This window comes from Sphingomonas sp. PP-CE-3G-477, assembly GCF_003050745.1.
In the GTDB taxonomy this organism is placed as follows: Bacteria; Pseudomonadota; Alphaproteobacteria; order Sphingomonadales; family Sphingomonadaceae; genus Sphingomonas.
Window position 1 is genome coordinate 37,917 of record NZ_QAOF01000010.1, and the last position, 12,662, is coordinate 50,578.

The 12,662-nt window shown below is 65.2% G+C and carries 13 protein-coding genes; 6 read left to right on the forward strand and 7 right to left on the reverse strand.

The features are described from left to right. The first annotated feature begins 123 nt into the window (after window positions 1-123). Window positions 124-549: a GtrA family protein gene (locus tag C8J45_RS16300; protein WP_181321246.1), complete on the forward strand. Its 426-nt coding sequence runs from the start codon at window positions 124-126 to the stop codon at window positions 547-549. Window positions 550-577: 28 nt separating this feature from the next. Then, window positions 578-1,306 (forward strand): bifunctional 2-polyprenyl-6-hydroxyphenol methylase/3-demethylubiquinol 3-O-methyltransferase UbiG, encoded by a 729-nt coding sequence (locus C8J45_RS16305; protein ID WP_107964181.1) that lies wholly within the window; start codon window positions 578-580, stop codon window positions 1,304-1,306. Between the two features lie 360 nt (window positions 1,307-1,666). On the opposite strand, the gene C8J45_RS16310 is transcribed toward C8J45_RS16305, so the two are convergent. From C8J45_RS16310 to C8J45_RS16320, 3 genes are read right to left on the reverse strand one after another with little or no spacing between them, the layout of a single operon-like run. Further along, entirely contained in the window at window positions 1,667-2,689 is a 1,023-nt protein-coding gene (locus C8J45_RS16310; RefSeq protein ID WP_107964182.1) for a glycosyltransferase family 2 protein, read from the reverse strand. Between the two features lie 47 nt (window positions 2,690-2,736). Further along, window positions 2,737-4,842, reverse strand: a complete 2,106-nt coding sequence (locus tag C8J45_RS16315; RefSeq protein WP_107964183.1) for a bifunctional (p)ppGpp synthetase/guanosine-3',5'-bis(diphosphate) 3'-pyrophosphohydrolase — start codon at window positions 4,840-4,842, stop codon at window positions 2,737-2,739. 47 nt (window positions 4,843-4,889) lie between these two features. Beyond that, a complete protein-coding gene (locus C8J45_RS16320) occupies window positions 4,890-5,219 on the reverse strand; it encodes a hypothetical protein (RefSeq protein ID WP_107964184.1) in 330 nt (109 codons plus the stop codon). 182 nt (window positions 5,220-5,401) lie between these two features. Between C8J45_RS16320 and C8J45_RS16325 the strand changes: the two genes are divergently transcribed. After that, complete coding sequence (locus C8J45_RS16325) at window positions 5,402-5,824, forward strand: helix-turn-helix domain-containing protein (protein WP_107964221.1); 423 nt, start codon at window positions 5,402-5,404, stop codon at window positions 5,822-5,824. 149 nt (window positions 5,825-5,973) lie between these two features. Here the strand turns inward: C8J45_RS16325 and C8J45_RS16330 are convergent, their stop codons facing one another. The 3 genes from C8J45_RS16330 to C8J45_RS16340 are packed head-to-tail and all read right to left on the reverse strand — an operon-like array spanning window position 5,974 to window position 8,411. After that, window positions 5,974-6,399: a thioesterase family protein gene (locus tag C8J45_RS16330; RefSeq protein ID WP_107964185.1), complete on the reverse strand. Its 426-nt coding sequence runs from the start codon at window positions 6,397-6,399 to the stop codon at window positions 5,974-5,976. A 17-nt stretch (window positions 6,400-6,416) separates the two neighbouring features. After that, entirely contained in the window at window positions 6,417-7,193 is a 777-nt protein-coding gene (locus C8J45_RS16335; protein ID WP_107964186.1) for a sulfite exporter TauE/SafE family protein, read from the reverse strand. Window positions 7,194-7,202: 9 nt separating this feature from the next. Beyond that, the gene (locus tag C8J45_RS16340; RefSeq protein WP_093398371.1) at window positions 7,203-8,411 is read right to left on the reverse strand and encodes an LL-diaminopimelate aminotransferase; all 1,209 of its coding nucleotides are present in this window, start codon (window positions 8,409-8,411) and stop codon (window positions 7,203-7,205) included. Window positions 8,412-8,740: 329 nt separating this feature from the next. Here C8J45_RS16340 and C8J45_RS16345 point away from each other — a divergent pair, with 329 nt between their 5' ends. From C8J45_RS16345 to clpS, 3 genes are all read left to right on the forward strand, one after another. Further along, complete coding sequence (locus C8J45_RS16345; protein WP_107964187.1) at window positions 8,741-10,459, forward strand: alpha/beta hydrolase; 1,719 nt, start codon at window positions 8,741-8,743, stop codon at window positions 10,457-10,459. Between the two features lie 102 nt (window positions 10,460-10,561). Next, entirely contained in the window at window positions 10,562-11,278 is a 717-nt protein-coding gene (locus C8J45_RS16350) for a phasin family protein (RefSeq protein WP_107964188.1), read from the forward strand. A gap of 193 nt (window positions 11,279-11,471) precedes the next feature. After that, complete coding sequence (gene clpS, locus C8J45_RS16355) at window positions 11,472-11,810, forward strand: ATP-dependent Clp protease adapter ClpS (RefSeq protein WP_107964222.1); 339 nt, start codon at window positions 11,472-11,474, stop codon at window positions 11,808-11,810. Window positions 11,811-11,961: 151 nt separating this feature from the next. Here the strand turns inward: clpS and C8J45_RS16360 are convergent, their stop codons facing one another. Next, complete coding sequence (locus tag C8J45_RS16360; RefSeq protein WP_243643303.1) at window positions 11,962-12,645, reverse strand: Crp/Fnr family transcriptional regulator; 684 nt, start codon at window positions 12,643-12,645, stop codon at window positions 11,962-11,964. Window positions 12,646-12,662: the final 17 nt, after the last annotated feature.

A 12,662-nucleotide genomic window follows, 5' to 3' on the forward strand; every position in this document is an offset into this window, starting at 1 on the left:
ACGCTTTCCTCCAGCCCGCACGCGCTCTAGATGCGCGGGCTTGTCTTCGCGGCCGCTCTATCGCGGTGCCCGTAAAGAACAAGGCACCGGCGCGATCGCCGGAGGGTAAAGAACAAGGCGGGCATGCAGGCGATTTGGCGACAGATGGAGCAGATGCGGGCGAGCGGCGTGCTCGGCCAGCTCGTGCGCTTCGGCATCGCCGGCGGTATTTCCAGCGTCGTCTATTCGCTCGTCTACCTGCCGCTGACGGCGTATGTCTTCCCGCCACGCCAGGCGGTGGCCGCAGTGCCGTTCGCGTTTGCGGTCGCGGTGGTGGTCGGGTTCTTCCTGCACAGCCGCTGGAGCTTCAAGGGGCACGCCAAGGAACCGGGGGCAGGGCGGCATTTCAAGTTCGTGATCGTCCAGGCCGCGGGGCTGAGTCTCAACGCCGTCATCACGTGGATCGGCACGGCGTTGTTGCATCTGCACCCATGGATCCCGCTGGTCCCCGCCGTCTTTCTTGCCGCGATCGTGACGTTCGTGCTCAACCGTTTCTGGGTTTTCAACTGATGCTTCCAATGAATTGGGCGACTTACTGATGGACCGCATCGTCTACGACCGGATGGCCGCCCACGATTCCACCCACTGGTGGTACCGCGCGCGCCGCGACATCCTGGCCGATTACCTGACCCGCTACGGCGCATTGCCGAAGGATGCGAAGATCCTCGAGATCGGCTGCGGCACCGGCCACAACCTGCCGATGCTGGCCGAGTTCGGCGAGATCGATGCGATCGAGATCGATCCGGCGGCGCGAGAGATCGCGAGCGAGCGGCTGGGGAAGCCGGTCGGCGCGGCGCCCTTGCCCGAACTGCCGGGCGTACCGCGGAAGCATTACGACCTGATCGCCGTTCTCGACGTGGTCGAGCATATCGAGGACGACGTTGCGGCGTTGAAGGCGATGGCGGATTGCCTCGCGCCCGGTGGCAAGATCCTGATCGCGGTGCCGGCGCATGCGTGGCTGTGGAGCGCGCACGACGTGGTGAACCATCACCATCGGCGCTATTCGAAGGCGACGTTGCAGGCAGCGATCGAGACCGCCGGGTTGAAGCCGGAGAAACTCGGCTATTTCAACTCGCTGCTGTTCCCGCTGGCGGCGGCGGCGCGGATCGCCGGGCGGATGACCGGACGCGACGACAGCGACGATTCACCGCCGCCGAAGCTGGTGAATGCGCTGTTCGAGAAGATTTTCCGGCTGGAGCGGCATCTGGTCGGACGCGTGCCGATGACGCCGGGGGTTTCGATCGTGACATTGGCGGTGCCGCGGTAACGAACAAGGGGCCTGCGCGTCCTACTTCCGTTCGTCCCGAGTAGCCGTCGAGTAGTGGTGAAGCCACGTATCGAGATGGCGTATCGAGGGATAGGTTGGCGCGCGGGGCCCATACCTCGATACGAGCCCTCGATACGCTCCTTACGGAGCTACTCGGTCTCTACTCGGCACGAACGGAATAGGGGCGTGGTGCACCCCCCCGAATTGGCAAGCAAGCACCACGCAACCACCACCCCGGCGAAGGCCGGGGCCCAATTGGGGGACGTCGCCAACTGAAGCCTGCGCTTCGTTACTGCGTACTTTCCAATTGGGCCCCGGCCTTCGCCGGGGTGGTGCGAGAATCGGGGTGAGGGGTGTTCGTCAGTCGGTGCGGCTGGGAAGGGGGCTGTCAGGCAACCGCACCACGTCGACCGGCTCCGCACGAAACCCCAAGGTAGCCTTCCCCTGGATCGGCCCCGCGACATCCGCGACGATGTACAGCGGCCGGCGCTTGGACTCGACATACAGCCGCCCGAGATACTCGCCGATCATCCCCAGCACGAACATCTGCACCGCGCCGAGGAACACGGTGACGAGCATCGTCGAGGTCCAGCCCTGCACCGCGCTCCCCGATAGCCAACCAATCGCGATATAGACGAACAGCAGCAGCGACACGCCGGTCAGCGCGAGCCCCGCATGGCTGGCGAACCGCAACGGCGCGGTCGAGAAACCTGTGACGGCGTCGAACGCGAGGCGGATCATCTTCGCCAGCGGGTAGTTCGTCTCGCCCGCCAGCCGCTCGGCGCGATCATACGGGAAGGGCACCTGCTTGAAGCCGATCCAGGCGACCATGCCGCGGATGAAGCGGGCCTGTTCGGGAAGCGACAGGAACGCATCCAGCGCCCGCCGGCTCATCAGGCGGAAGTCGCCGGTGTCGAGCGGGATCGGCGTCTCGGTCATCCGAGTCAGCAGGCGATAGAAGGCGGCGGCGGTGGCTTTCTTGAACACCGTCTCGCCCGCGCGCTGGCGGCGGACGGCATAGACGACGTCGGCATGGCTTGCCGCCATCGCCGCGCGCATGTCGGACAGGAGTTCGGGCGGATCCTGGAGATCCGCGTCGATGATCAGGATCTGCTCACCCGCGCACAGGTCGAGACCCGCGGTGAGCGCCAACTGGTGGCCGTGGTTGCGCGAGAGGTTGATCGCGACCAGCCGCGGATCGGCGGCGGCGAGGCGCTGCATCACCGGCCAGCTGTCGTCGCGTGAGCCGTCGTTGATCAGGACGATCTCATAATCGTCGCCGACCGCGACCTTGGCAGCGCCGGAAATGCGCGCGTGCAATATGTCGAGGCACGCCGCCTCGTTATAGCAGGGGACGACTATCGAAAGGGACGGACGGTTCATCTGTCCCGTCTAGCGTCCGTCGCGCCCGCCGTCATCGTCGGATGTTTCTACACCCGCTCCACGGTGTGCACCGCATCCGCCGCGCGGAGGCCCGCCATCAGCCGCATGAGTTGCTGCACGTCGTGCACTTCGACGTCGATCTCGTTGGTGTGGAAGCTCTTGTCGCGCGTATCGAGCCGCAGGTTGATGATGTTCGCCTTGTGCCCGCCGATGATCGTCGAGACGATGCCGAGCGAGCCCGGTTCGTTCTTCACCATCACCGATATCCGCGCGACCGCACCCTCGGTTTCGTCGCCCCAGGCCACGTCGACCCAGTCGGTCTCGTTTTCCGATCGCTCGGCGAGTTCGGCGAGAACCTTGCAGTCGATCGCGTGGACCTCGATCCCCGCATCGGGCCGGCGCAACCCGACGATGCGGTCGCCCGGCACCGGATGGCAGCACGTCGCCAAATCGTAGGCAACGCCGGGGGTCAGGCCCTTGATCGAGATCGCGCTCGATTGCGGCGCGAGTGCATGCGTCACGTCCGCGCCGGCCGAGCCCGGCATCAGCGCCTCCATCACCGCGGCATCGGACAGCGTCCGCCGCGCGATCGCGACCATAAGCGACGAATCGTCGGGCAGCTTCAGCCGTTTCAGCGCGTGGCTGAGTGCATCGGTGCCGATCTGCGCGGGCAGGCGGGTGACGATATCCTCGTACAGGGTCTGGCCGAGCGCGATCTGCTCGACGCGCTCCTTCTGGCGCAGGTGCCGGCGAATCGCGGCCAGCGCCTTGCCGGTGGTCGCGACATTCAGCCATTGCGGCTGCGGCGACTGGCCCTTCGAGCGCAGGATCTGAACCTGGTCGCCATTCTCGATCACCGTCGACAGCGGCACGACGCGACCGTTGACCTTCGCGCCGACCGCCTGGTCGCCGAGATCGGTGTGCACCGCGTACGCGAAGTCGATCGAGGTCGCGCCCTTGGGCAACTGGATCAGCTCGCCCTTCGGCGTGAACGCGAAGATGCGATCAGTGTACATCGCCATCCGCGTGTGTTCGAGCAGCTCTTCCGGGCTCTCGGCGGTATCGAGGATCTCGACGAGATCGCGGATCCAGCTGACCTGGCGGTCGCTGCCGTTGATCTGCTGCTTGTAGGCCCAGTGCGCCGCCAGCCCGAACTCGGCCTGTGCGTGCATGTCGGCGGTGCGGATCTGGATCTCGATCCGCGCGCTGTCGGCGTGGATCACCGACGTGTGCAGCGAGCGATAGCCGTTGCGCTTGGGCGTCGAGATGTAATCCTTGAACCGGCCCGGCACCATCGGCCAGCGCTGGTGGATGATCCCAAGCACGCGGTAGCAATCCTCTTCGGTCGGCACGATCGCGCGGAACGCCATCACGTCGGACAACTGTTCGAAGCTGATGTGCCGCTCCGACATCTTCCGGAAGATCGAATAGGGATGCTTCTCGCGTCCCGAAATTTCCGCCTCGACCCCGGCGCGCGACAGCACCAGCTTGAGCCCAGACGCGATCTTGGCGATGCGGTCGCCGTCGCCCTGCTTGAGCTGTTCAAGGCGGCGGTTGATCGATTCGGAGGCTTCGGGCTCGAGCTGTTCGAACGCGAGCGACTGCATCTCGCGCATGAACTCGTACATGCCGATCCGCTCAGCGAGCGGCGCGTAGATGTCCATCGTCTCCTTGGCGATGCGACGGCGCTTCTCGGGCTTCGAGATGTGATGCAGCGTCCGCATGTTGTGGAGGCGGTCGGCGAGCTTGACCAGCAGCACGCGGATGTCGTCGGACATCGCAAGCAGGAATTTGCGCAGGTTTTCGGCGGCGCGCTCGTTTTCGGTCTGCGCTTCGATCTTGCTGAGCTTCGTCACACCATCGACGAGGCGCGCGACCGAGGCACCGAACAGCCGCTCGATCTCCTCGGGCGTGGCGACCGTGTCCTCGATCGTGTCGTGGAGGATCGCGGTGGCGATCGTCTCGGCATCGAGATGGAGGTCGGTGAGGATTCCGGCTACCTCGATCGGGTGGCTGAAATACGGGTCGCCGGACGCGCGCTTCTGGCTCCCATGCGCCTGCATGGAGAAGACATAGGCGCGGTTCAGCATCGCCTCGTCGGCGTCGGGATCGTAGTCGAGGACGCGATCGACCAGTTCATATTGGCGCAGCACGGACCGTAGATGGGGCCGGGCCGCGCCCTTTTGCAACAAAATCCTCGTTATTTCGCGTGGTTGTTGCACGCGGCCAGCGCTTCGGCGTCATAGGCCTTGCCCGCGACCGTAAAACTGGCGAGCGGCCCGACGCGCTTGGCGACCGCGGCGCAGAGGATCACGTCGCGCTGGGGCGCCTTGCTGGAGACGAATGCCGCATTCTCCCAGCGCCACGGCGTGCCGTTGGTGATCAGCCGCGTGGAGGTGGGCGCGGCGGCGGGGACGGCGACGTAATAATTGATCGGGGTCTGCGCCGATGCCGGTGTCGCGACCAGTGCGGCGAACCCCGTCGCCAGAGCGGGAACGGCGGTCAGAAGGGCGCGAGTGATGCGAGACATCGGTCGACTCCTAAAAGGTTTCTAATTGCTACTTATCTCGATACGTTTTGAGTTGCAACTGGAATCCGAGGCATTTCGCTTCGGTCATTTATGCGGTACCGTTGCTGTCCAATAAGGAAGACGCCGTGGGAAAATTGCGCGAACCCCTGCTCGAATGCAGCCTGCCCGCCGCGCTGGAGGCGATGGGCGAGCGCTGGTCGTTCCTGATCCTGCGCGCGTCGTTCAACGGCCTGCACCATTTCGAGGAGTTCCAGTCGGAACTGGGCATTGCGCGCAATATCCTGGCGAACCGACTGGCCCGGCTGGTCGAGCACGGGATCCTGGAGCGGCAACCTATCCCGGAGGATCGGCGGAAAATCGCCTACGGCCTGACCGACAAGGGTTTCGCGCTGCTACCGACGATGATTGCGCTGCGGCAATGGGGCGAGCGGTGGGAGACGTGCGTGCCGGCGTTCCCGATCCTGGTCGACGCGCGCGATCGGCGGCCGTTGCAGCCGGTGTCGGTGCGGTCGCATGACGGGCGCGTGCTGGGGAAGGGCGACCTGATCTGGGCGCTTCCCGGCGAGGTGGCCGGGGATGAGGTGAAGGCTGAGGCGGCGGAGTAAGAGACGGCTAACTTGCCGACAGGCACCTCCCCGGCGGAGGCCGGGGTCCAGTTGGGGAACGGCGCTGATAAGCGTTGCGCGTCGTTACCGCGACCTTTCCAACTGGGCCCCGGCCTACGCCGGGGAGGCACCATGTGCAGGGCGATCGTTCAGGAGTTAGGCAACTCCGCCAGCACGGTGCGGATCGCATCCGGTAGGGCCACCGGGCGGCCGGTCTCCAGGTCGACGTGCACGCTGACCATCGTGATCACCGTGTGCAGTTCACCCGTCTCTGCATGCGCCAATTCGAACCGCTTCGTCAGGCTCGTCGTGCCGAGCTTCTCGATCCGCACGAACGCCTCGATCGTATCTCCCAGGCGGAACGGCTTTAGGTAGTCGATCTCCGTCCGCCGCACGTTGAACTCGGTGGTCGGCCAGACGTCCGGCAGAGCCTCCGCGATCCCGGTCCATTCCCAGAACTCGGTGACCGCGACGTCGGCATATTCGAGATAGCGCGAGTTGAAGACGATGCGCTGGCCGTCGATCTCGGCATAGCGCACGCGGAACCTGGTCGAGAAGGCGAAGCCCGGCCTCATTTCAAAATTGCCGCATGTCAGAAGATCAGCTTCACGCCAACCAGCGCCAGCACGGTTGCGAGGACCGGGACCAGCACGCGGTCCGAGACGCGCGTCGCGATCAGGCTGCCGACGATGATGCCGGGGATCGAACCGATCAGCAGCGACACGAGCAGGTCGACGTCGACCGAGCCGAGGATCCAGTGGCCGATCCCTCCGAGCAGCGTCAGCGGCACGGCGTGGGCGATGTCGGAGCCAACCAGCCGGTTGATCGGCAGCGTTGGGTACAGGATCAACAACGCGGTCATTCCCAGCGCGCCGGCGCCGACCGAGGTCAGCGAGACGAGCACGCCGAGGACCGCGCCGAGCAGGATGGTCAGCATCGCCTGGCGCTCGCCCCCGACCGTACCGATCCGCGGGGTCAGCCACGCGACGATCTTGCCGCGAAAGAAGGTCGCGACCGCCGACAGGATCAGCGTCACGCCGAGCACGACGGTGATCGCATGGCCGGTGTCGGACGATTTCTCGCCGAGATGGTTGAGCACGAGCAACGTCGCGATCGCCGCGGGGACGCTGCCGGTCGCGAGCCGGCGCACGACCTGCCAGTCGACCGTGCCGCGCCAGCCATGCACCGTCGTGCCGACCGTCTTGGTCGCCGACGCGTAGAGCAGGTCGGTGCCGACCGCGGTGGCGGGGTGGAAGCCGAAGACGAGCACCAGAAGCGGCGTCATCAGCGACCCGCCACCGACACCCGTCAGCCCAACGATGAGGCCGACGAGCACGCCGGCCACCGAATATAACGGATTGATATCCACGCTGGCGGGTTAGCCAGCGCCACGCGCGGGCGTGTTGACGCCCATCGACTGGAGATATTTCTTCACGTTGCGCGCCGCCTGCCGGAGCCGCTGTTCGTTCTCGACCATCGCGATCCTCACATAGCCCTCGCCGTTTTCGCCGTAGCCAACCCCTGGGGCCACTGCGACGTGCGCGTGAGTCAGCAATTGTTTGGTGAACTCAAGGCTACCTAAGTGCGCGAGCGCGGGCGGGAGCGGGGCCCAGGCGAACATGGATGCGCGAGGGCTCGGTATGTCCCAGCCGGCGCGACCGAAGCTCTCGACCAGCACGTCGCGGCGCTTGTGATAGAGCTGGCGGTTGCGCTCGACGATGTCCTGCGGGCCGTTGAGTGCGGCACAGGCGGCGGCCTGGATCGGCGTGAACGCGCCGTAGTCGAGGTACGACTTCACGCGCGTCATCGCCGCGATCAGCGTCTTGTTGCCGACCCCGAAGCCCATCCGCCAACCCGCCATCGAATAGGTCTTGCTGAGCGAGGTGAACTCGATCGCGACGTCCTTCGCGCCCGGTACCTGGAGGATCGAGGGGGTCGGCTTGCCGTCGAAATACAGCTCCGAATAGGCGAGATCGGAGATCACCCACAGCTTGTGCTTCTTGGCGAACGCAACGACGCGCTCGTAGAAGGCGAGGTCGACGACTTCGGCGGTGGGGTTGGACGGATAGCCCATCACCAGCACCGACGGCGCGGGGACGGTGAACGCCATCGCGCGCTCCAGGCTCTCGAAATACGCCTCGTCTGGCGTGGTCGGCACCGCGCGGATCGTCGCGCCGGCGATGATGAAGCCGAAGGTGTGGATCGGATAGGACGGGTTGGGCGCGAGCACGACGTCGCCGGGCGCGGTGATCGCGGTGGCCAGACTCGCAAGGCCTTCCTTCGAACCCATCGTCACGACGACCTCGGTCTCGGGATCGACGTCGACGCCGAAGCGGCGGCCGTAATAATTCGCCTGGGCTTTCCGAAGCCCGGGAATGCCCTTCGACTGCGAATAGCCGTGCGCGCTGGGTTTGCGCGCGACTTCGACGAGCTTCTCGATGACGTGCTCGGGGGGCGGCAAATCGGGATTGCCCATGCCGAGATCGATGATGTCCTCCCCGCCCGCGCGCGCCGCCGCCCGCATCGCGTTCACTTCGGCGATGACATAGGGGGGTAAGCGTTTGATGCGGTAGAAGTCTTCGGACATGATCAGCCTCTAGCTGGAGGAGCGGGTGCTGTACCGCAGGTGAGCGGGGGCGTCATCCGCCTCATTCGTCGCGGGGACGAAAGCTGGGGTATTCTGGCTGGGCTCCATTTTCGATCCTCCCCCGCAAGGGGGAGGTGGCACCGAAGGTGACGGAGGGGGAGGCAGGCGCAACCTCTGCTCCGGGTCCTCCCCCTCCGTCTGGCAAGGGCCAGCCACCTCCCCCTGGCGGGGGAGGATCGTTGAGTTTCCTGCGACCAACAATCGTCTATGTGACCATGCTTCCGCCGAGCCGGCGTCTGCGTTAAGCTCCCGAAAAAGCAGAGGATGCCATGGCCGATACTCCTCCCGACGCCTCCACGCCGACCCTCCCCGATCTCCAGCATTGGACGTGGGTGATGGGGCGTGCGCAGCAGATGATGATGGAGCAGGGGCTCGCGGCGATGCAGGCCAAGCCCGAGGGGATCCCGGCGATTCCAGGCTTCACCGACCCCGCCACGCTGGAACGCGCGCGCGATTTCTGGGCCGAGAGCCTGACGTTGTGGCAGCGGTTTCTCGATCCCGCCAAGGCGCCCGAGGCCGCGCCGGTCACCGACAAGCGCTTCAAGGCGCCGCAATGGCGCGAGCCGGTGTTCGACCTGATCCGGCAGAGTTACGAGCTGATCGGCGACCACATGCTCCGCGGCGTCGAGGCGGTGGATGGGCTCGACCCCAAGCAGAAGGAGCAATTGCGGTTCGCGACCAAGGGGTTCGTCGATGCGATGAGCCCGACCAATTTCGCGCTGACCAACCCGCAGGTGATCGAGAAGACGATCGAGACGCGCGGCGAGAATTTACTCAAAGGTCTCCAGAACATGATGGCGGATCTTGCCCGCGGGCAGGTGACGCATACGCCCGACGGCGCGTTCGAGCTCGGCCGCAACCTGGCGATGACGCCGGGCAAGGTAGTGAAACGCACGCCGCTCTACGAACTGATTCAGTACGGCCCGACCACCGAGACGGTGCTCGCTACGCCGCTCGTGATTTTCCCGCCCTGGATCAACCGGTTCTACATCCTCGACCTGACGCCCGAGAAGAGCTTCATCCGCTGGGCGGTGGAGCAAGGCATCACCGTGTTCATGGTGTCGTGGAAGTCGGCCGACGGCAGCATGAAGGACGTGGTCTGGGACGATTATGTCGGCGCGCAGGTCGATGCGATCGATACGGTCCGCGCGGCGCTCGACGTGCCGGCTGTGCACACGATCGGCTATTGCGTGGCGGGAACGACGCTGGCCGCGACGCTGGCGCTGCTCGCGGCGCGGGGTGAGGCCGCGAAGGTCGCGAGCGCGACGTTCTTCACCGCGCAGGTCGATTTCGCGCAGGCTGGCGAACTGCAGCATTTCATCGATGACGAGCAGTTGAAGATGGTCGCGTCGCTGTCACCCGAGGGCTTCCTCGACGGGCGGTACATGGCGACGACGTTCAACCTGTTGCGCGGGCGCGACCTGATCTGGAATTACGTCACGCAGAATTACCTGCTGGGGCAGGATTACGTACCGTTCGACCTGCTCCACTGGAATGGCGACACCACCAACCTGCCCGCGAAATGGCATCTGAGCTATCTGACCGACCTGTACCGCGACAATCTGCTGGTGACGGGCACGATGACGGTGGACGGTACGCCGATCGACCTGACCAAGGTTGCAACGCCAAGCTATGTCCAGGCGGGGCGCGAGGATCATATCGCGCCGGCCGAAAGCGTATGGAAACTCACGCAATTATTTGTCGGGCCGCTGAAGTTCGTGCTCGCGGGCTCGGGGCACATCGCGGGTGTGGTCAATCCGCCGGCTGCGGGGAAGTATCAATACTGGACCAATCCGGGGGCGCACACGACGCTCGCCGACTTCGTTGCCGGTGCGACGGAGACGAAGGGCAGCTGGTGGCCGGATTGGGTCGGCTGGTTGCGCGCGCTTGGTGCCGAGACGGTGGCGGCGGACGGTGCGCGGCTGCCGGGCGAGGGGGCGCTCGAAGCGATTGGCGACGCGCCCGGTGAGTATGTGAAAAGCAGGTAGCGCTACCTTACGTAAACGTCATGGTGCGCTGCACAATTAAATTGTGCGCTGCGAAAATTCGTGTATGAAGACCGCGACATAACTCCGAAGAGAGGTGCGTGGATGGTGGATATCGTGAAACGGACGGCCAAGGCCGGTTCGAAGCTTGCCGCCGCTGCGAAGCCGGTCGCTGCCGTCAAGGCCGCGCCTGCCAAAGCCTCTGCCCGGACTGTCGCCAAGCCGGCGAAACCGGCACCTGAGCCGATCGCCAAGACGCCGGCATCTCAACCTCTCGCGGCTGCTTTTGTATCGCCGCACACGGACATTCCCGCCCCGATTCAGGCCAGCGCGCCATTGGGGACCCCTGCTAGCGAAACAAAGGACGCCACGATGGACACGATCCAGAGCATCACCGAGAAGACCAAGGCCCTCTTCAGCGGCGCGAACACCGCCGAATTCAACGAGCAGGCCAAGGGCGCGATGGAGAAGTCGGCGAAGATGGCGGAAGATTTCGTCGCATTCGGCAAGGGCAACATCGAGGCGCTCGTCGAGTCGTCGAAGATCGCCGCGAAGAACGTCGAGGCGCTCGGCCAGGAAGCGGCCGACTATGCCAAGACCTCGTTCGAGAGCGCGACCGAAGCCGCCAAGACGCTCGCCGCCGCCAAGTCGCCGACCGAGTTCATGAAGCTCCAGGGCGATTATGCGCGCACCGCGTTCGACACGATGATCGCCGAGGGCTCGCGCTCGACCGAGCGGATGCTCAAGATGTTCGGCGAGTTCGCACAGCCGATCTCGAACCGCGTTGCGGTCGCGACCGACAAGATGAAGATCTCGGCCTAAGTTACCCGATGCCGTCTTCGGGCGGCAGATGACGAGAAAGGGGCGGCCGTCGTGCGACGGTCGCCCCTTTTGCGTTTGCGGTTTTCGCGCGAGGTTTGCGGGGGCCCCCTTGCTCTTGCCCCCCGGCATGCCATATTTTGGCAGCATGCTTTTGACCCCTGAAATGACGACTCCCCAGCGGACGGGCGAGCAGATGGCCGAGCGCCGCGACGATGGTGGCGAGGATGGCCCCGGGGGAACCGGCGCCGGAATCGCGACGAAGACGCGCGCGAAGACCAAACAGCCGACGCCGTACCGCGTGCTGATGCTCAACGACGATTATACGCCGATGGAGTTCGTCGTGCTGTGCCTACAGCGCTTCTTCCGCATGGACATGGAGGCCGCGACTCGCGTGATGCTTCACGTCCACCAGAAGGGCGTCGGGGTGTGTGGGACGTTCAGCTACGAGGTGGCGGAGACGAAGGTGAGCCAGGTGATGGATTTCGCCAAGCAGAACCAGCATCCGCTACAGTGCACGCTCGAGAAGGCTTGAGCTAACCGTCTGCTGATCCTCCCCCGCCAGGGGGAGGTGGCACCGAAGGTGACGGAGGGGGCGGCACGCGCCACCCCTGTTTCGTATCCTCCCCCTCCGTCTGGCAAGAGCCAGCCACCTCCCCCTTGCAGGTGAGGATTGAAGGAAGGGGTTACCGCGCGGGTGGCAGCCAGCGCAGGTCGAGCCCTTCGAAGCGGTCGATATAGTTCGCGGCCTGCGCGAGCTGCACCTCATTGAGCAGCGTAACCCGGCCCGTCTCGCGGCGGATCAGGCCGTCTTCTTCCAACTGCCGCAACATCCGGTTGACGTGGACCGCGGTGAGGCCGGTGGCGTCGCCGATCTCCTCCTGCGTCAGGCCGAGCGTGAAGCTGTTGCCCATCGCGCGGTCGCGCATCCGCATCCGGTTGCGCATCTCGAGCAGCAGCGCCGCGATCCGCGCCTTCGCCGAGGTGCGACCGAGTGCGGCGAGCCGGTCGGTCAGCGCGACCTTCTCCATCTGGTTCATCACCATGATCAGCGCCGACAGCCGCGGATGATCGGTGACGAGCCCGGTCATCGCCGAGCGATCGAACGAACACACCGTGCAGTCGGTCAGCGCGACCACCGTCTCGGGCGAATCGCGATAGACCAGCGCTGAGACCGCCAGCATGTCGCCGGCATAGAGAAAGCGCAAAATCTGGCGGCTGCCGTCGTCGAGCAGCACATAGCTCATCGCCATGCCACGTTGCAGGATGAAGAGTTCGGCCTGCGGATCATTTTCGCGCACGAGGACGGCACCGCGACGCAAGTCCCGCGGGCGCTCCTCCAACCGCGCTAACGCAGCCTTTTCGTTCATCGACAGGTCGATGAGAT